14 protein-coding genes are annotated in these 19,217 nt (G+C 71.5%); 4 read left to right on the plus strand and 10 right to left on the minus strand.

What is annotated here, in order from left to right:
• Positions 1-13: 13 nt before the first annotated feature.
• The 3 genes from R2J76_RS15715 to R2J76_RS15725 form a co-directional block, all read right to left on the minus strand.
• On the minus strand, positions 14-2,041 hold the full coding sequence (locus R2J76_RS15715; protein ID WP_316412584.1) for an OPT family oligopeptide transporter: 2,028 nt from the start codon (positions 2,039-2,041) through the stop codon (positions 14-16).
• Positions 2,042-2,120: 79 nt separating this feature from the next.
• On the minus strand, positions 2,121-3,896 hold the full coding sequence (locus tag R2J76_RS15720; RefSeq protein ID WP_316412585.1) for a M1 family metallopeptidase: 1,776 nt from the start codon (positions 3,894-3,896) through the stop codon (positions 2,121-2,123).
• 133 nt (positions 3,897-4,029) lie between these two features.
• On the minus strand, positions 4,030-5,664 hold the full coding sequence (locus R2J76_RS15725) for a dipeptidase (protein ID WP_316412586.1): 1,635 nt from the start codon (positions 5,662-5,664) through the stop codon (positions 4,030-4,032).
• Between the two features lie 122 nt (positions 5,665-5,786).
• On the opposite strand from R2J76_RS15725, the gene R2J76_RS15730 reads away from it, so the two are divergent.
• Positions 5,787-6,725, plus strand: coding sequence for a hypothetical protein (locus R2J76_RS15730; RefSeq protein WP_316412587.1), 939 nt, complete (start codon positions 5,787-5,789; stop codon positions 6,723-6,725).
• On the opposite strand, the gene R2J76_RS15735 is transcribed toward R2J76_RS15730, so the two are convergent.
• Together R2J76_RS15735 and R2J76_RS15740 are read right to left on the minus strand one after the other, a co-directional pair.
• Complete coding sequence (locus R2J76_RS15735; protein ID WP_316412588.1) at positions 6,709-7,257, minus strand: DUF4136 domain-containing protein; 549 nt, start codon at positions 7,255-7,257, stop codon at positions 6,709-6,711. The two genes, R2J76_RS15730 and R2J76_RS15735, sit on opposite strands and share 17 nt — an antisense overlap.
• A gap of 50 nt (positions 7,258-7,307) precedes the next feature.
• The gene (locus R2J76_RS15740) at positions 7,308-8,633 is read right to left on the minus strand and encodes a M28 family peptidase (RefSeq protein ID WP_316412589.1); all 1,326 of its coding nucleotides are present in this window, start codon (positions 8,631-8,633) and stop codon (positions 7,308-7,310) included.
• 91 nt (positions 8,634-8,724) lie between these two features.
• On the opposite strand from R2J76_RS15740, the gene fabG reads away from it, so the two are divergent.
• From fabG to R2J76_RS15755, 3 genes are all read left to right on the plus strand, one after another.
• Positions 8,725-9,477 carry a 3-oxoacyl-[acyl-carrier-protein] reductase gene (fabG, locus tag R2J76_RS15745; RefSeq protein ID WP_316412590.1) on the plus strand — a complete coding sequence of 251 codons (753 nt, stop codon included), beginning with the start codon at positions 8,725-8,727 and terminating at the stop codon, positions 9,475-9,477.
• 75 nt (positions 9,478-9,552) lie between these two features.
• A complete protein-coding gene (locus tag R2J76_RS15750) occupies positions 9,553-13,464 on the plus strand; it encodes a Pls/PosA family non-ribosomal peptide synthetase (RefSeq protein ID WP_316412591.1) in 3,912 nt (1,303 codons plus the stop codon).
• Positions 13,461-14,009: a 4'-phosphopantetheinyl transferase superfamily protein gene (locus R2J76_RS15755; RefSeq protein ID WP_316412592.1), complete on the plus strand. Its 549-nt coding sequence runs from the start codon at positions 13,461-13,463 to the stop codon at positions 14,007-14,009. The genes R2J76_RS15750 and R2J76_RS15755 overlap by 4 nt, the downstream gene beginning before the upstream one ends.
• A 16-nt stretch (positions 14,010-14,025) precedes the next feature.
• Here R2J76_RS15755 and R2J76_RS15760 read toward each other — a convergent pair whose 3' ends face one another.
• Genes R2J76_RS15760 through xseA form a run of 5 tightly spaced genes read right to left on the minus strand, consistent with a single transcriptional unit; the run spans position 14,026 to position 19,214 of the window.
• Positions 14,026-15,138 (minus strand): ABC transporter permease, encoded by a 1,113-nt coding sequence (locus tag R2J76_RS15760; protein ID WP_316412593.1) that lies wholly within the window; start codon positions 15,136-15,138, stop codon positions 14,026-14,028.
• Entirely contained in the window at positions 15,135-16,160 is a 1,026-nt protein-coding gene (locus R2J76_RS15765) for an ABC transporter ATP-binding protein (protein ID WP_316412594.1), read from the minus strand. The genes R2J76_RS15760 and R2J76_RS15765 overlap by 4 nt, the downstream gene beginning before the upstream one ends.
• A complete protein-coding gene (locus R2J76_RS15770) occupies positions 16,157-17,179 on the minus strand; it encodes an HlyD family secretion protein (protein ID WP_316412595.1) in 1,023 nt (340 codons plus the stop codon). Before R2J76_RS15770 ends, R2J76_RS15765 begins: the two co-directional genes overlap by 4 nt.
• Positions 17,176-17,859: a TetR/AcrR family transcriptional regulator gene (locus R2J76_RS15775; protein WP_316412596.1), complete on the minus strand. Its 684-nt coding sequence runs from the start codon at positions 17,857-17,859 to the stop codon at positions 17,176-17,178. The genes R2J76_RS15770 and R2J76_RS15775 overlap by 4 nt, the downstream gene beginning before the upstream one ends.
• Before the next feature lie 50 nt (positions 17,860-17,909).
• Positions 17,910-19,214, minus strand: a complete 1,305-nt coding sequence (gene xseA / locus R2J76_RS15780) for an exodeoxyribonuclease VII large subunit (RefSeq protein WP_316412597.1) — start codon at positions 19,212-19,214, stop codon at positions 17,910-17,912.
• Positions 19,215-19,217 lie beyond the last annotated feature (3 nt).

Genomic DNA, 19,217 nt, shown 5'->3' on the forward strand with positions numbered 1-19,217 from the left:
CCCGAACGAAAGCTCACTCCGCAGCGGGTTTCGCCGCGCGGCTGTAGACCACCACGAAGACGCAGAGGGCCGTCATGGCCGCGATGGCCAGCCATTCGCCCAGGGCGCCCTCCACGGAGGCCTGGCTGAGGAGGGGGAAGCCCTCCGGCCACTTGATCTTGAAGGCGCTGGCGATCACCCCGACGATGCCGCCGCCGGCCATGAGGCCGCTGGCCACCAGGATGCCGCGGTTCTCCCGGGCCTTCACGGTGGCGTCGGTGTCGGCGGCGCCCTTGCGGTTCACGATCCAGGAGATGACGCCGCCCAGGAGCAGGGGGGTGTTCACTTCGATGGGGAGGTACATGCCCAGCGCGAAGCCCAGGGCGGGCAGTTCCACCATGCGCAGCACCAGGCTCAGCACCACGCCCAGGGAGAACAGGAACCAGCGCAGGGGCATGGCGGTGGTGCCGAAGATGCCGTCCAGGATCTCGCGCATGGCGCTGGCCTGGGGCGCGGGCACGGCGGCGGTGCCGAAGCCCTGGCGGCTCATGATCCACATGGCCAGGCCCGTGAAGACGGCGGCCACGAGGGTGCCCAGGAACTTCAGCCACATCTGCCTGGCGGGGGTCGCGCCGATCCAGTGGCCGATCTTCAGGTCCGTGGCGAAGGCGCCGCTGGCGGAGAGCGCGGTGCACACGACGCCGCCCACCATCAGGGTGATGAACATGCCGACGCCCCCGCCGAAGCCCAGCTTCAGCATCACGAGGCCCGTGATGATGAGGGTGAGCATGGTCATGCCGCTGATGGGGTTGGTGCCGATGGTGGCGATGGCGCGGGCGGCCACGGGCGCGAAGAGGAACGCGATGACCATGACCACGAGGGTGCCCACGAAGGCCGCGAAGAAGGCCCCCTTCATGCCCACCCCGAAGGAGAAGAAGAGGAAGGCGCAGAGGCAGAAGATGAGCAGGCCCATGCCCACGAAGGAGTTGGGCAGGGTGCGCGCGGGACGGGGGACGATCTTCGAGGCTTCGGCCTTCTCGGTGCTGCGCAGGCCGGCGAGGTTCTTGCCGATGGACTTGATCATGGCGGGCATGCCGGCCAGGACGCCCATGATGCCGGCGCCGGCGATGGCGCCGATGCCCATGATGCGCACGTAGTTCTTGAAGATGAGCTCGGGCGACATCTGGGCGATGGGCACCAGGCCCGGGGGCAGGGCCGCGGGGACGTGCTGGCCGATGGCGTGGATCATGGGCACCAGCACGAAGGTGGAAAGGATGCTGCCCGCGGCGATGACGGCCGAATAGCGCAGGCCGATGATGTAGCCGATGGACATGGTGGCCGCGCTGTTGAGCATGTTGAAGGCCATGAACTGCTCGCGCAGCTTGGCGCCCACGTAGGCGTGGCGCAGGGTGATGGTCTCGGACATGGCCCGGAACATGGACGAAGCCCCGTCGTAGAGCATGCCCAGCGCCGCGGACCCGGCCAGGATCTTGGCCTGGTTCCCCACGCTTTCGCCGCTGGCGAGGATCTCGGCGGTGGCGGTGGCCTCGGGCCAGGGGAAGACGCCGTGGTTGTCCACCATGAAGTTGTGGCGCAGGGGGATGAGGAAGAGGATGCCCAGGCACCCGCCCAGGAAGGACACCACCACTACCTGCCACAGCTGCGGGTAGGGCACGTTGGACCCGGGGACGGCCGCGAGCATGTAGAGGGCGGGGATCGTGAACACCGCGCCCGCCACCACGTGGCCGGAGTTGGCGCCGATGCTGGTGATGATCACGTTCTCGAGGATGGTGCTGCGGCGCAGGTAGAACCGGGAGATGCCGATGGCCAGGATGCTGATGGGAATGGCGGCCTCGATGCCCTGCCCCACCCGCAGCGCCAGGTAGGCCGCGGCCATGGAGAAGATGGCGCAGAAGAGCATCCCGTAGAGCACGGACCGCCCCGTGACCTCCAGCACCCCGTCCTGGGGCACCAGGGGCACGTACTCCTCCCCAGGCTCCAGGACTCGCCGGTAGTTCTCCGGCAGCCCCTTGATGGCTGTGGATTCGTTGGCATCGGACATCGGTTCTCCTTGGAAGGTCGGACGGCGCGCCCGGGAGGCGGCGCCGCGCATGCGGGATTCGATGGGGATCAGGCCCGGGTCAGGCGGGGAACTTGTCGAGGACGCCCTGGACCACCCGGCGCGACAGGCCGTGGTAGCCCGGGGAGGCCTGGGCGAAGATCTCCCGGGCCAGGGCCCGGGTGGCGGGGGTGGCGCCCAGGGCCGAATAGAGGGGCCGCAGGTACTTCATGCGGCCCACCCGGGCCAGGACCTCCCGGATGCGGGGGAAGACGGGCTCGTAGCCCGAGCCCGCCGCGACGGTGAGCCATTCCACGAGGATCTCGTAGTTGCCCCGGCCGGTCAGGCCCAGGGCCCCGTCCAGCCACGCGCAGTCGGCGTGGGGGAGGGCGCGGGGGAGGTTCTGGAGGTACACCAGGAGCTCCGTGGGGCTCCAGGCCTCCAGCACGGCCTTCTCCGGGCGCGCCGCGGCCTTGCCCAGGGCTTCCAGGGCCTCCAGGGCGGCGGAACGGAACACGGGGGCGTTGGCGGGCATGCCGGGCCGGTGGAGCCAGGCGTCGGCGTCCACCCGGGCCAGGAGGCCGGGGTGCCGCTCCTCGGCGAAGGCGCAGAACATCTCGGTGGTGATGGAGGTGAAGCGGAAGCGCTTCATGTAGGCCAGCACGAAGGCGTCCATGGCGGGCCGGCCCAGGGCGGCCTCCAGCAGCGCCACCAGGCGCGCCCCCTTCTCGTAGGGGATGCTGGAGAAGGCGTCGTCGGGGTCCACGCCCTCCAGGTGGGTGCGGAGCACGGTGAGCTCCGGGTGGTCCTGGAAGCGCGCCAGGGATTCGTCCAGGGCCTTCTGGCCGATGGCCCAGCCCATGGCGGCGGCCTCGGGGCCGCGGATGGCCTCCAGGATGCGGCGCTCGGCCCACACCGTGAAGCCCTCGTTGAGCCAGAAGTGCTCGGCGGTGGCGTTGGTGACGAGGTTCCCGGTCCAGCTGTGGGCCAGTTCGTGGGCCACCACGTCCACCAGGGAGCGGTCCCCGGCCAGGAGCGTGGGGGTGAGGAAGGTCATGCGGGGGTTCTCCATCCCGCCGTAGGGGAAGGAGGGGGGCAGCACGAGCATGTCGTAGCGGTCCCAGTCGTAGGGCCCGAAGAGCCCCTCGGCGCGCACGATCATGTCCTCCACGCCGGCGAATTCCCAGGCGGCCTTTTCGATGGTGGTGGGTTCCGCCCACACCCGGGCCCGGGGGCTCAGGTCGCGGCTCTCCAGTTCGCCCACGGCCAGGGCCAGGAGGTAGGGGGGGATGGGCTGGGGCATGGAGAAGCGGAAGACCCGCGTGCCGGGGACCTCCCCGGCGCCGTCCCAGGCGGGCCCGGCGGACATGACCGCCGAGAGGGCCTCGGGCACCACCACCTCGGCGTCGTAGCTGACCCGGGCGTAGGCCGAATCCTGGCAGGGCACCAGGGTGCGGGCGTGGATGGCCTGGCACTGGCTGAAGAGGAAGGGGTGCCTCCCGCCCTCGGTCTGGGCCGGCTCCAGCCACTGGAGGCCGATGGCCTCGGGGCTGGTCTCGTAGGCGATGACCACGGCCCCGGCCCCCGGGGGCAGCTCCAGCCGCATCCGGCGGCCCAGGATGGGATCCTCCGCCCCCAGCTCGAAGGGCACGTCCTGATCCAGGGCCGGCACCCAGGCCCGGAAAACGGTCAGCCCCTTGGTGTCCAGGTCCAGGGTCCCGCCCGCGGAGGCCGTGAACACCAGCGTGGCCTCGCCGTTCAGCACCCGGCGGTCGAAGTCCACCAGGAAGCGCAGGTGCCACCGCTCCGTGCGGGGCTGGCGGTCGTCGTAGTACGAATGGGGATCGAGCCGGGCCATGAATGTTCCTCGTGGATGGACGGGAGTTGGATTTTCGCGACGCGTTTCGGAAGTTCCAAGGGACTCCGGCCATTATCCACCGGCGGCGCCGGCATGGGGATCACAATTCGAGGTAGCCCGGGGTCCTCTCCCCTCAGTGCCCCTTCTTTTCCGCCTCGGGGATCCGGATGGCGTCGCCCTTGTCCCGGACGATGGCGCGGTACCAGTCGGGGTTGTAGGGGGGGTGGGTCACTTCGCCCTTGGCGTCGCGGACGTTGCCGTCCAGGTACTTCCAGATGAGGGTCTCCCCCAGCTTGCGCCAGCGGGCGGTGACCATGTCGCCCTGGCGGCAGGAGTAGTCCGTGAGGTAGGCCTTGGCCAGCTCGGGGGACTGCTGGTAGAGCGCCTTGGCGTGGGCCTCCACCTCGGGCTGGTGGGCCAGGAAGCCGCCCTCCAGTTCGCGCTGCACCTTCTGGATGTCCACGATCATCTCGTCGTAGCGGCTGTAGGCGTAGTTGGCCACGAAATTGAAGGTCCAGAAGGCGCTGTCCCAGCTGAACTCGTTCCAGGTGCCGGTGCCCTCGGCGAAGCTGTGGGGCACGGCCTTGTTGGCGCAGTACATGGGCACGTAGACGGTGGAATAGGTGTCGTCCACGCCGAACCACAGCACCCCGCCGATGGCGTCGGGGAGCCAGGACCGGGACTGGCTCACGTAGGACCAGCCGGTCTGCTGGGTGGAGATGGCGCGCTCGTGGAGGTAGGCCTTGCCGTCCACCTTCCACTCCATGGGCCGCCACCGGTAGGGCGTGTGGTAGGGGCCGGCGCCCACGTCCTTGGTCATGTCCAGATCGGTGCCCTCGTAGTGGTCCCGCATGAGCTCCATGACATCGCGCACGCTCAGCTTGTGGTCGGGGGTGACGCACAGCGGCATGGGCTTGGCGCCGGGGGTGCCCTTGGCGATGTCGATGGGGATCTTCAGGGACGGCGCGGCGCGGTTGAACACGCTCCACACCCGGGCCTCGCAGAAGCGCAGGGCGCCGAAATCGGCGGGGGCGTAGACGTCGGTGAAGCTGAAATCCTTGTCCTCGCCCTTGAAGTAGCCCTTGTCCCGGGCGAAGGAGATGACGTCCTTGGCATAGAGGCAGGTCTTGGGGTCGTTCAGGGGGAAGCGGCTGATGCGGGCGTGGTTGGCGTGGGCGGAAATGGTGCCGTCCGGGACCTTCACGGCCACCCACACGGCGCCCTTCTGGCCCTTGCCCTTGCCGATGATCTCGAAGATCCAGGCCTCGTTGGGGTCGCCCACGGAGATGGACTCGCCTTCGCTGGCGTAGCCGTACTTGGCCACGAGCTCGCCCATGATCTGCACCGCCTCGCGGGCGGTCTTGGAACGCTCCAGGGCGATGTACATCAGGCTCCCGTAGTCCACGGTGCCCGCGGGCACCTGCAGCTCATCGCGGCCGCCGAAGGTGGTCTCGCCGATCACCACCTGGAACTCGTTCATGTTGCCCACGCGGGTGTAGGTGACCGGGGCCTCCTGGATGCGGCCCAGGAACTTGCCCGTGTCCCACTCCACGATGTCGCGCTGCTCGGTGGGCAGATGCTGGGCGCCCGCCTTGAAGTAGAGCTCGCCGTAGAGCGTGTGGCTGTCCGCGGCGTACGTGATCATGGTGGAGCCGTCCTTGCTGGCCCCCTTGGTGACCAGGATATTGGTGCAGGCCACCAGGGGCTGTGCGAGGCTGGAGACCAGGACCACCGAGGCGGCCGTCAGGGTTCGGAACAGGGACTTCATGGGCGTCCTTTCGGTTGGGAACAAGCCCCCATCATAGCAATGCCGCCTCACGAAGCGAGGCATGCCCTCCGCCTTGTTGAAACCATCACACCTCTCTGAGCATTGACCTTGCAGGAGCGCCCATGATGCCCGTCCCCCCCGCCCAGGTCCAGGAGGCCCCCACCCCCCGGGAGGTGGCCTTCGACGGCTTCAACCGGTTCCCCCTGAAGGGCACCGTGCAACCAGCCGAGGGAGGGTCCTGGTTCGCCGTGCTGGTGGGCGATTCCGGCCCCCTGGACCGGGATTGGAGCCAGCCCCGGCTGCCGGCCCACACCGGCCGGGCCCTGGCCCATTGGCTCCGGGACCAGGGGGTGGGCTCCCTGCGCTTCGACAAGCGCATCGCCGGCAGCCGGGACCCCAAGCTCAACGCCTCCCTGGACGCCCAGTCCGGGGATATCCTGGCGGCCCTGGCCGCCGCCCGGGCCCTGCCCGAGGCCCGGAACCGGCGGATCCTGCTGGTGGGCCACGGGGAGGGCGCCCTGTTGAGCCTCCTGGCGGCCCGGGAGGCGGACGCCCTCCTGCTCCTGGCCATGCCCAGCCAGCCCATGGGCAAGGCCCTGGCCGAGCAGGTCGCCCTGCAGCTGCATGCCAGTCAGGCCGCTCCCAACCGCGCCTACCTGGACGCCGTGCTCCAGGCCATCCGGTCCGGCCGCCCCGCACCGGCCCCCGGCCCGGACGTGCTCCCCCCCCTGGTGCGCTTGGCCAAGGGGCTCATGGCTCCGGAAACTCTTGATTTTGTCAGAGATACCCTGGACCTGGACCCCTGGGCCATGGTCGCACGTGTGGCCGTTCCCGTGGCGGTGGCCTGGGGGGGTAAGGATATCCAGACCTGGAAGCCCGCCCAGATCCCCGCGGCCTTCCGGGGGACCGTGCTGGACCTGCCGGACGCGAACCACGTGTTCCGCAGGGAACCCGGGGCCCGGTCCGAACTGGACGGCGCCCGGGCCCTGGAGGGCTACCGGGACGAGCGGCCGCTGGCGGACTTGTCCCCCATCTCGGCCTGGATCAGGACTTTGAAGTAGGCGGGAAGCGCTTCAGCATCTTCCGCACGGCCTCCGTCACGGCGGCGTCCGCGTCCTCGGGGCTTTCCGAGCCGTCCAGCACATCCTCGGCGGCCGCCTTCCAGACCAGCTGGCTTGTCTTGAAGTCCTTGATTTCCAGGACGATGGACGTGACCTGGCCGGAGGAGCGTGCCCCGAGGGGCGCCGCGAGGCCCAGGCCCAGGCCCACGGGTCCCCCGCCCATGCCCAGGCCGATGCTCACGGCGCCCCGGGAGCGGCGGCGGGCGGCGAAGGCGGGGTAGTAGGTGACCAGGAACTGCGGATCGGCGGAGGTTTCCCGCCGGAAGCCGCGCTGGGCCAGTTCGGCCTCCACGGCCCGGCGCACCCGGTTGTCCAGGATCGGGTTGCCGGCGGCGGCCTTGGGGGCGGCATACCAGTCGTAGGCCTGATACGCCTGGTAGTTGGCCCGGGCGTCGTAATCGAACCGGATCTCGGGGCCCGCGCACCCCAGGGACAGGGCCAGGACCACGAGGCTGGAGGCGAGGATGCGCATGGTACCCCTTTCGTTGAGCCTTTGACCAACCGGCCGGCCTTCGGGTTGAATCAGGGCACCCGGGTGGGGGCCACGGCCATGGATTCGTTGCCGTCCCGGTCCCGGGTGGCCACCGCGAAAAAGAAATTGTCCGTGCCCACCCCGGGCAGGTCCGCGTGATCCCCCACGGGCACGGCCTTGTCCTCCTGCCAGGCCACGGCGTCCGCGCTCCGGCGGTACACCACCATGGAGGCGACCCGGGGGTCGGTGATGGGGGTCCAGCTCAGCCGGGCATCGGGGGTGGCGGCGCCGGAGAGGGTGACGTTGCGCGGCGCCTCCGGGGCCAGGGCCAGGCCGTGGAAGGCGCCCACCATCTCGCGGGTGATCTTGGCGCAGTAGCCGGGGTCGAAGAAGGCGGGGGAATCCCCGTAGGTGCGCCCGCCCTCGACGCGGGGGATCTGGTGCTGGCGGTCGAAGTTCTCCTGGGTCTCCGTCACCCGGGCCGCGGGGAAGCCCTCCCGGTTGAAGGCGAGGTGGTCGCCGCCCCGCCCCACGCGGTCCCGGCGGAGCATCACCTTCATTTCCAGCTGGTCCGCGAAGCGCTCCCCGAACCGCTTGAGGTACCGCGCGAACTCCCGGCTGGGGGAATCGTTCTCGCCGCCCAGGGCCTCCCGGGCCCGCTTCTGGGCCTCGGTCTCCGCCGCGGGCACGCCCTCGGAGAAGATGCGGACGGTGCCCCCGGCCTTGGCGCCGCCGGGGCCCGAGGTGTTGCCCACGGTGTCCGCGGCCAGCATCGCGATGACGTTGACCCCCTCGGCCTTGAGGCGCCGGGCCAGGTGGGCCGCGCCCAGGAGGCCCTGCTCCTCGCCGGCGGTGGCCACGAAGTAGACGTTGACGGCGGTGCGGTCCGCGCACATGACGTGGGCCATCTCGAAGGCCAGGGCCACGCCGCTGGCGTTGTCCACGGCCCCGGGGGCGTCGCTCTCGGCGTCCATGACGTCGGAGGCGCGGCTGTCGTAGTGGGCGCACACCACCAGGGCGTCCTTCACCCGGGAGGGGTCCAAGGCCGGGAGCAGCACCCCGACGTTGACCATCTCCGTGGCCTTGGGGACCCGGGGGCCCGGCTCCTGGATGAACCGGTCCTCGAAGGGGATGAGGCGGGAACCCGGCAGCATGGCCAGGTCCCGGGTCTCGCCGATGAGCCAGTTCCGGGCCGCCACGATGCCCCGGGCCTCGGTGGAGGCCTTGGAGAGGGAGTGGCGGGTGCCGAAGGCCGCGAGGCGTTCCACGGTCCTGCGCAGCCGCGCGGATTCCACGTGGCCGGCCATGTCCTTGGCCGTTGGCGGAACCTGGGCCCCCAGGGCCAGGGCCAGGGAGAGATAGAGGGGAAGGCGCATGGGGACTCCGGAGCTCTTCCCCATCCTACCCCTTCCGGGCAAAGGCCGGTCCCCGGTGCTAGACTTTCCAACTATTGTCCAGGGAGTCATCATGTTCGAACTCAAAGGCAGGATTGCCCTCATCACCGGCGCCAGCCAGGGCATCGGCGAAACCATCGCCCGGAATCTGGCCCGCCAGGGCGCCTTCACCGTCTGCGCCAGCCTTCCCTCCACCGAGGAGGACCTGAAGAAGGTCGTCGCCGGCATCCAGGCCGAGGGCGGCCAGGCCGACTACGTCCTGCTGGACATGGGCAAGGGCGAGACCATCCGCGCCGCCGTGGCCACGGTCCTGGAGCGCCACGGCGCCCTCCACATCCTGGTGAACAACGCCGGCATCACCAAGGACAAGCTCATGATCCAGATGAAGGAGGAGGAGTTCGAGCTGGTGCTCGACATCAACCTCAAGGGTTCCTGGCTGGCCACCCAGGCCGTGGCCAAGGCCATGATGAAGCAGCGCTGGGGCCGGATCATCAACATCGTCTCCGTGGTGGGCCAGATGGGCAACGCCGGCCAGAGCAACTACGTGGCCTCCAAGGCCGGCCTCATCGGCCTCACCAAGACCGTGGCCCGGGAATTCGCCAGCCGCAACATCACCTGCAACGCCGTGGCCCCCGGCTACATCGCCACCGCCATGACCGACAAGCTCCCCGAGGAGGTGAAGGCCGAATTCAACCGCCAGATCCCCCTGGGCCGCATGGGCACCCCCACGGACATCGCCAACGCGGTCTCCTTCCTGGCGTCCGAGGAGGCCGAGTACATGACCGGCCAGGTGCTCAGCGTGAACGGCGGAATGCTCATGCCGTAGGTTAAACGTCGGGAGGGCGCCCCGGGTCACACCTGGGACGCCCGCCCTGTGCGCCCCCTGACTTCGAGGTCCGCTGTGCAAACCCTCCCGACGCCGGCCGCCCCGGACGTGGTGCGCGGGGAGCTCCTCGCCGGGCTCTTCGAGGCCACCGCCGACCGGTACGGGAACCGCACCGCCCTGGAGTTCGAGGGGCGCAGCCTCACCTACGGGGAACTGGACGCCAGGGCCAACCGCCTGGCCCGGCTCCTCCAGGAGCGGGGGGCGGGGCCCGGCGTCTACGTGGGCCTCTTCCTTCCCCGGGGCCTGGACGCCCTGGTCGCGCTGCTGGCCATCCTCAAGGCCGGCGCGGCCTACGTGCCCCTGGACCCCGATACGCCCCCGGACCGGGTGCGGGCCATCCTCCAGGATTCCTCCGCGAGGCTCCTGGTGTCCTCCCTGGGCCTGGCGGCCCCGGTGGCCGGGGGTCCCTGGACCCCGGTGCTCCTGGAGGAGGAGGCCGCGGCCCTGGAGGCCCTCTCCCCCGCGCGGCCCCCCTGCCGGGCCCGGCCCGGGGACCCCTGCTACGCCATCTTCACCAGCGGATCCACGGGGCGCCCCAAGGGCGTGGCCGTGGCGCACCGGTCCGTGTGCAACCTGGTGCGCGCCGAAGGGGGGATCTTCGGGGTCAACGACGGGGACCGGGTCTTCCAGGGCTTCTCCCTGGCCTTCGACGCCTCGGTGGAGGAGATCTGGCTGGCCTGGCACGCCGGCGCCGCCCTGGTGGCGGGCGGAGCCGCCGTCGTCAAGAACGGCCCCGCCCTTCCCGCGTGGCTGCGGGAGCGGGGCATCACGGTGCTCTCCACCGTCCCCACCCTGCTGGGGACCTTCGACGAGGACGTGCCCGGCCTGCGCCTCCTCATCCTGGGCGGGGAGGCCTGCCCCCAGGACCTGGTGCGCCGCTGGGCGCCCTCCCGGCGCATGGTGAACACCTACGGCCCCACCGAGGCCTGCGTCATCGCCACCTGGACCGACCTCGCCCCGGACCGCCCCGTCACCATCGGCAGGGCCATCCCCAACCTCCGCACCTACGTCCTGGACCCGGACCTGGCCCCGGCGTCGGAGGGGGAGCTGTGCCTGTCGGGCATCGGCCTCGCCCTGGGCTACCTGGGCCGCCCCGACCTCACCGCGGAGCGCTTCCCCGCCAATCCCTACGCGGACGGCCCCCACACGGAGCGCCTCTACCGCACCGGCGACAAGGTGCGCGTGGACGCCGCGGGGGACCTGGAATTCCTGGGGCGCCTGGACGACCAGGTCAAGCTCCGCGGGTTCCGGGTGGAGCTGGGCGAGATCGAGGCCGCCCTGCGCGCACAGGCCGGCGTCCAGGGCGCGGCCGCCGCGGTGCGCAGCGAGGGCGGACCTGACCAGCTGGTGGGCTACGTGGCGCCGGGCCCCGCGGACGAGGACGCCCTGCGCGCCGCCCTGCGCAGGACCCTGCCCTCGTACATGATCCCCGCCCGCATCGTCGCCCTGGAGGCCCTGCCCGTGCTCCCCAGCGGCAAGCTGGACCGCAAGGCCCTCCCGGCCCCCCCGCCCCGGGCCGCGGCGGACCGGACCCCCGAGGCCCCGTCCTCCCCCCGGGAGCGGGCCCTGGCCGAAGCCTGGGCCCGGCTCTTCCACCTGGAGGCCGTGGGCCTGGACCAGGACTTCTTCACGGACCTGGGGGGCCACTCGCTCCTGGCCGCCCTCATGGTCTCGGAACTGCGCAGGACCGGCGCGTTCCTGGGTCTCTCGGTGCCCGATGTGTACGCGTGCCCCACGGTGCGCCTCCTGGCAAAGGAGATGGACGCCCGGAACCCCGCGCCCCAGGCGCCGGCCCCCGTGACGGCCCCCCGGCCCCGCTGGGTCCGGTGGCTCTGCCAGGGGGCCCAGGCCGCGGGGCTCTACCCGCTCCTGGGCTATTTCGGCCTGCAGTGGCTGGCCCCCTACCTCACCTACAGCTGGCTCATCGACCACGACTTCGACCGGGCCCCGGCCCTGGCCGCGGCCGCGGGGGTGATCCTGGTGCTCAACCCCGCGATGTTCCTGCTGTCCATCGCCGCCAAGTGGATCCTCCTGGGCCGGGTGCGGCCGGGGATCCACCCCCTGTGGGGCTCGTACCACCTGCGCTGGTGGCTGGCGACGCGCATCCAGGCCGCGACCCCCACCGGCTACCTGGTGGGCACCCCCTGGATGCGGGCCTACCTGCGCCTCATGGGCGCCCGGGTGGGGCCCCACACCCACTTCGCCACGGACTGCATGCGGGGCTTCGACCTCCTTTCGGTGGGCGCCGACACCTGCATCGGCGTGGACGCGCGCCTGGAGGCCTACGTCATCGAGAACGGCGCCCTGCGCCTGGGGCCCATCACCGTGGGTTCCCGCTGCTGCGTGGGCGCCCGGGCCGTGCTGGCCCCCGGGACCGTCATGGAGGACGGCGCCGAGCTGGGCGACCTGAGCATGCTCCCCGAGGGCGCGCGCATTCCGGCCGAAAAGCACTGGGTGGGCTCCCCCGCCCTGCCCCTGCCGGGCCCGGACCGGTCCGGGCTGGCCCCCTCCCGCCCGGGGCGCGCCCGCATCGCGGCCATGGCCGTGGCCCAGGGATTGGCGGCCTTCCTGGTGCCCGTGGTCTTCCTCGCCTCCATCCTCCCCGGCATGATGCTGCTGAACGAGCTGTGGATCGATATCCCCGGCTACTTCGGCTACCTGTGGGCGGTGCCCCTGGCGGCCATCTCGTACGTGGTGCTCCTGAGCCTGATCATCGTCGGCGTCAAGCGCGCCGCCATCGGCCGGGTGAAGGCGGGCACCTACGACCTGACCTCCTTCTACTACCTGCGGAAGTGGTTCGTGGACCAGCTCATGGAGATCTCCCTGGATCTCCTGGGCCCCCTCTACGCCACGCTCTACCTGAACCCCTGGTTCCGGGCCCTGGGCGCCACCATCGGGCGGCGCGCCGAGATCTCCACCGCCGGCGCCGCCACGCCGGACCTCCTGGAGATCGGGGAGGAGACCTTCATCGCCGACGCGGCCTCCCTGGGCACCCCCCGCTTCGACCTGGGCCGGGTCACCCTGGCGCCGACCCGCGTGGGCCGGCGGGCCTTCGTGGGCAACAGCTCCGCGGTGCCCGGGGGCACGTCCCTGGGGGACCTCGCCCTGGTGGGGGTCCTTTCCGTGCCGCCCCTGGATCCCGCCGAGGCCGCGAGGGTCGACGCCTCCTGGCTGGGCTCCCCCGCCATCTTCCTGCCCCGGCGCCACCACGCCGAGGGGTTCGGGGAGGACCGCACCTTCACCCCTTCCCGCAGGCTGGTGGCCCTGCGCCTGGGCATCGAGTTCTTCCGGGTGACCCTGCCGGCCATGGCCTACGCCCTCCTCACCTGCCTGATGCTCACCACCCTCACCGTCCTGGAGGAGCGCATCGGCCTGGGAAGGGCCATCCTGCTCTTCCCCCTCCTGTACTTCGCCGCCGGGGTCGCCGCGTCGATCTTCACCGTGGCCATGAAGTGGGTCCTCATCGGCCGCTACCGCCCCTGCGAAAAGCCCCTGTGGTGCGGGTTCGTGTGGCGCACCGAGCTGGTGTCGTCCCTCCACGAGAACCTGGCCGCGTCCTGGCTCCTGAACCTCTGCCAGGGCACGGCCCTGCTGCCCGCGTACTTCCGGCTCCTGGGCGCCCGCGTCGGCCGGGGCGTGCACATGGAGACCATCTGGATGACGGAGTTCGATCTGGTGCGCATCGGCGACGGCGTCTGCCTGGGTCCAGACTGCACCCTCCAGACCCACCTCTTCGAGGACCGGGTCATGAAGATGTCCACCGTCGACCTGGGCGAGGGCTGCTCCGTGGGCACCGACGCCGTGGTACTCTACGGCACCCGCCTGGAACCCGGCTCCCACCTGGGGGACCTCTCCCTCCTCATGAAGGGGGAGACCCTCCCCGAAGGCACCCGCTGGCACGGGAGCCCCGCCCGGCGCCTCCCGTGAGGCCGGCCTTCGCCCTCCTCCCGGCCTTCACCGAGGCCACCGCCCTGCCCGGCCTGGCCCGGGAGCTGGGCCTGGACGCCCCTGCCCGCTTCGCCGGCCACGACGCCCACGGCCGCCCCCTGGCCGAGGCCGCGGGCCTCCCGGTGCCGGTGAGCCTCAGCCGCTGCGGGCCCGTCACGGCCGTCGCCCTGGGATCCGCGGGCCGGGTGGGCGTGGACCTGGTGGACCCCCGCTGCGGCATCCCCACCGGGGGCCTCCTGGACCTCGCCGCCCCCGGGGAGCGGACCTGGCTGGAACCCCTTTCCGGTCCCGAGCTGCGCCGCAGGGTCTTCCAGGTGTGGGCCTGCCGGGAGGCGCTGCTCAAGGCCCTGGGCCTGGGCCTCACCCTGGATCCCGGGGCCGTGGAGCTGGAACCCGACGGCGAGGGCCTCCGCCCCTCCCGCGTCCTGGGCAGCCCGGCACCCCCCACCGGCTGGCACGTGCAGCTGCTGGACGGGGAGGGGCTGGCGGAAGGGTTGATCCTGGCCCTGGCCTGGGCGGACTAAAGCGTGTCGGCAGACCCTAGAGCGTGCGCTTGAAGAGCCTCGTCGCCAGCACCAGGGCCAGGGTCCCGATGAGCCCCAGGTAGAGCAGGTCCGGCGCCAGCGCCGCGAAGCCGGCGTCCTTGAGCAGCACCGCCTTGAAGCCGTGCACCGCGTAGGTGAAGGGATCCACCCGCGCGATGGCCCGGAGCCAGCCCGGGAAGGCCGCGATGGGGTAGATGGCGCCGCTGGGGAAGTAGAGGAGCGTATTGAGGACCCCGAACATGGCCCGGGGCACCAGGGGGTCCTCCACCCGCACCATCAGGAGGAACATCAGCGAATTGAAGGCGAAGGACGTGGCCACGATCATCAGCAGGAGCTGCAGCAGCAGCGCGGGGTGGAACACCACGTCCATGCCCGCGATGAGGCTGCCCAGGAGCGTCAGGACGACCCCGGCGAGGATGGCCTTGATGGCCCCCGAGGCCACAAGGCCGAGCACCAGCTCCAGCCGGGTGATGGGCGTGACCAGGAAGCCCTCGTGCACGCCCCTGGCCTTGTCGTCGATGTAGAGCATGCCGCCGCCGATCATGACGGAGACGAACATGGCCAGGGTGATGGAGCCCGGCAGCAGGTACTTCATGTACTCCACGAAGGGGTACAGCTCCACGATGCGCAGCGCCACGGTGTTCACCACCCGCTGGTCCACCCGGGGCCGGTTCAGGGCGTCAGTGAGGGCCTGCATCTCCGCGGTGAGGCTGCCGCTGAGGAACTGGTCCGAATTGTCCACCACGAACCCGATGGAGGGATTCTCCCCGCTGAGGGCCCGGCGCGAGAACTGGGGCGGGATGACCACGGCCGCGTCCAGGCGCCCGGAGCGCACGTCCTCCTGGGCCTTCTTGTCGCTGTCGTAGCGGATGGTGCGGAAGGTCCGGATGTTGGCGGCCACGGAATCGAAGGCTTCGTGGATCCGCAGGGCCTGGGGCCCGCCGTCGTAGTCCACCACGCCCACCCGGGCGTCGGTGATCTTCCCGCCGAAGGCGTTGCCCAGGATGACCAGCTGGATGAGGGGGGCCACCATGGCGGTGAGCATGAGGGAGGGGGAGCGGAAGAACTTCCGGAGCTCCCGCTCGACGATGGCGAGAAGACGGGTCATGGCTGCATCCCCGGCCTGGGCGGCATGAAGGCGGTGTAGGTCTTGACCTGGGTGTCCCGGAGCTGGCGCCCCGTGTAGTGCACGAAGACGTCGTCCAGGGTGGTGTTCTGCACGGTGAGGGTGCGGATGGCGATGCCGCCGCGCACGGCCAGCTCCACCAGCTCCGTGGTGGTGCGCGAGCCGTTGGTGGTGAGCACCCGGAACATCCCGGCCCCCTCGGCCTGGATGCTGGTGACCTCCCCCAGCGCCCGGAGCCGGTCCTCCCAGTCCTCCGGGGGCGCCTCGAACTGCGCCTCGATGACGTTGTTGCCGGGCACGCTCTGCTTGAGCCGGGCGGGGGTGTCCAGGGCCACGAGCTTGCCGTGGTCCACGATGGCGATGCGGTCGCAAAGGCGGTCCGCCTCGTCCATGTAGTGGGTCGTGATGAGGATGGTGAGCTGCTTGCGGGCCTTGAGCTTGTTGAGCATCTCCCACACCGCCACCCGGGACACCGGATCCAGGCCCGTGGTGGGCTCGTCCAGGAAGAAGATGCGGGGGTTGTGCACCAGCCCGCGGGCGATCTCCAGGCGCCGGCGCATGCCGCCCGAGAGGGTCTTCGTCTCGGCGTCCCGCCATTTTGTCAGGTCCACCGCCTCCAGGAGCTCCTCGATGTTGGCGCGGCGCTGGGCCCGGGGCACGTTGTAGAGCTTGGCGTAGATGGAGAGGTTCTCCTCCACCGTGAGGTTGATGTCGCTGGTGAGGGCCTGGGGGATGACGCCCATGCAGTGCCGCGCGGCGTCGGCCTCCTGGGAGACGTCGTGGCCCTCGATCCAGGCCCGTCCGGAGGTGATGGGGATGAGCGTGGTCATCATGCGGATGAGGGTGCTCTTCCCGGCGCCGTTGGGGCCCAGGAGGCCGAAGGTCTCGCCGGGCTTCACCTCCAGGCTGATGCCCTTGACGGCCTCGAAGTCGCCGAAGCGCTTGACGACGTTCTCGACCCGGATGGCCGCGCCCGGGGCGGCGGCGGGGGCGTGGACCTTCACCGGCGCACCAGCCGGGCCTTGGGCACCAGCACCTCGGCGGTCATGCCGGGCACGTAGCGCTCCCCGGGATTCGGGATGAGCAGCTTGATCCGCACGGTCTTGATGTCCCGCTTGCGCCGGCTCACGTCCCGCTGGGTGGCGAAATCGCCCTCGGCGGCCTTGAGGAGCACGGTGCCCTGCACCAGGGCCCCGCCCGGCATGCGCACCTTCAGGACGTCGCCCAGCTGCACGGCGTCGGCCTCGGTTTCGGCCACCGCCGCGTAGACCCAGGTCTGGCCCAGGTCCACGATCGTCACGATGGGCGCGCCCGCGTTGACCACCTCGCCCTGCCTGGCCGCCCAGATCCCCACCTTGCCCGAGACCGGGGCCAGGATGCGGGTGTAGCCCAGGCGGGCCCCGGCCAGGGCGTCCTGGGCCCGGGCGGAGGCGGCGTTCTCCTCGGCCGCCACCGCCTGGCGGGTGCGGGCCTGGGCGGCCCTCAGGGCCGCCTCGGCGGCCGCGGCCTGGTCCCGGGCGGCGCGTTCCCGGGCCTGCACGGCCTTGAGGGTCTGCTCGGCGGTGTCCCGGTCCTGGGCGCTGAGGATCCCCTGGCCCGCCAGGGCCACGGTGCGCCCGGTGAGTTTTTCCTGGTTCTCCCGGTTGGCGGTGGCCTCCGCGAGGGCGGCCGCGGCGGCGCTGCGCGTGGCCTGGGCGCTGGCCACGGTCTGTTCCGTGTCCCCGCGGGTGCTCTCGGCCGTGGCCCTCAGGGCGCCGTACTGGGCCGCGGAGGCGCCCTTGGCCGCGGCGAGCTCGCCGGGGTCGAGGATCGCGATGAGGTCGCCGGCCTTGACGTCCTGGCCTTCGGTCACGGCCAGCTTCTCGATGCGCCCCAGGATCTGGGCGCTGACCACCACCTGGTTGGCGTCCACGGTGCCCAGCAGGGCCAGGTCCGGGGAGTGGTCGGTGGTGGCGTAGAAGTAGCCCAGGGCCACCAGGAGGAGCGCGCCCAGCAGGGCGAAGATGCGGTAGCGGGGATTCACGGCAGATCACCTCGGGATTCGGAAAGGACCCGCGCCGCCACGAGGCGGCCCTGGGCGGGATCGGTGAAGAGGATGCTGGCGGCGAAGTCCAGCAGCGCTTCCCGCTGCCGGGCCATCCGCCCCGGGTCCCGCGGATCCAGGCCGGTGATCTCCCGGTAGAAGGGCGCGGAAATGAAGTAGAAGGTGTTCGCCCCGGTGAGGGAGACCAGGACCGGCTCCGGATCCTGGTCCCGCAGCTCGCCGCTGCGGGCGCCCTCGGCCAGGGCCGCGGTCAGGGCCGCGTGCATGGGGCGGAAGGCGATGTCCACGATGCGCGAGATCCAGCTGGCCTGCCCCGCCCGGGCCCGCATCATCTCGTGGCCCAGGATCCGGGTGAAGGTCCCGGCCGAGGCCAGGTGGTCGAAGTGGCCCAGGAAGTGCCGCAGCAGCCGTTCCCCCGGGGTCCCGGGTCCCTGGAGGTTGCGCAGGAACCGCTCCATCAGCCCCGTGAACACCTCGTCCAGCACTGCCGCGTAGAGCCCTTCCTTGGTGCCGAAGTAATAGTGGATCAAGGCCTTGTTCACCCCGGCGGCCCGGGCGATGGCATCGGTGCGGGCCCCGGCCTCCCCCTCCCGGGCGAACTCGGCGACGGCCGCCTTCAGGATGGCCCTGCGGGAATCGTCGTGGTTTTCGTGGGCCATGGTTTAACCAAAAAGTTAAACCATATGGTTAAGCCTCCGCGAGGGCCTTGTCAAGGGTCGAGTCGCGCGCCCCTGGCCCCGTCCTGCCACTGCAGTTCCACCCGGGCCCCGGGCCCGGCCTGGGCGGCGCGGGTGAGGACCCGCCCCTGGGCGTCCTTCACCAGGGCGAAGCCCCGGTCCAGGGGGCCCCGGGGATCCATGGGCCCCAGCCGGGCCTCCAGCACCTCCAGGCGGTGGGAGCGCCGGCGCAGGCCGCCGTCGGCGGCGGGGGCGAGGCGCTGGCGCAGCAGGTCCAGGCGGGCCCCGGCCTGGTCCAGGCGGCGCTGGGGGTGCGCCAGGTGGAGGCGCTGGACCAGGGCCTGGAAGCGGGGAAAGGCGCCGGGACCGGCCAGCTGGAGCCGGTGGCGGAGGGCCGCTAGGCGCTCCCCGGCGCGCCGGAGGCGGTCGGGGACGGCGTGCATGCCGCGGCTGTCGGCGAGGAGGTTCAGGGTGCTCTCCAGGCCCCGGAGGCGCCAGGCCATGCGGGCCACCAGGGCCTCGGTGCGCCGGCGCAGTTCGCTGGCCAGCGCCGCGCGGTCGGGGGTGGCGAATTCCGCGGCCTGGCTGGGGGTGGCGGCGCGGCGGTCCGCGGCCAGGTCCACCAGGGTGGTGTCGATCTCGTGGCCCACGCCCGTGACGATGGGCAGGCGGCACGCGGCCACCGCCTTCACCAGTTCCGGATCGTTGTAGGACCACAGGTCCTCCAGGCTGCCCCCGCCCCGCACCAGGAGGATGGCGTCGCAGCCCCAGAAGGCGTCCTGGATCTCCTGCAGGGCCAGGAGGTTCTCCGGCACCGACCGGTCCCCCTGGGCCGCGGCGGGGGCGATGAGCAGATCCACCCCGGGGGCCCGGCGCAGGGTCACCTCCAGCACGTCCCGCAGGGCCGCGCCCCCCAGGGCGGCCACGATGCCCAGCTTCCGGGGGGAGGCCGGAAGGGGGCGCCGGGGCCGGTCGAAGACCCCCTGGGCCCGGAGATCGGCCTCCAGCTGGCGCAGCCGGGCCTGGAGATCGCCCTTGCCCGCGGGTTCGCAGTGGGTGACCGCCAGCGTGAGGCTCCCTCCGGCCACGTAGAGGTTCAGGGAGCCCTTCACCACCACCCGGTCCCCGTCCCGGGGCGCGGCCTTCAGGAACCGCTGCTGGCTGGCCCACACCGCGCAGGAAAGGGCCGCGCCCTCCTCCTTGAGGGTGAAGTACCAGTGGCGCCCCGAGGTGCGCGCGTTGGAAACCTCGCCCTGCACGCACACGGCGGCGAAGGGCGGCTCGATGCGGGTCTTGATCTGCTCAAGCAGCCGTTTGACGGAGAGCGGCGCGTCCACGGT

It is taken from the genome of Mesoterricola silvestris, assembly GCF_030295405.1.
Classification (GTDB): domain Bacteria; phylum Acidobacteriota; class Holophagae; order Holophagales; family Holophagaceae; genus Mesoterricola; species Mesoterricola silvestris.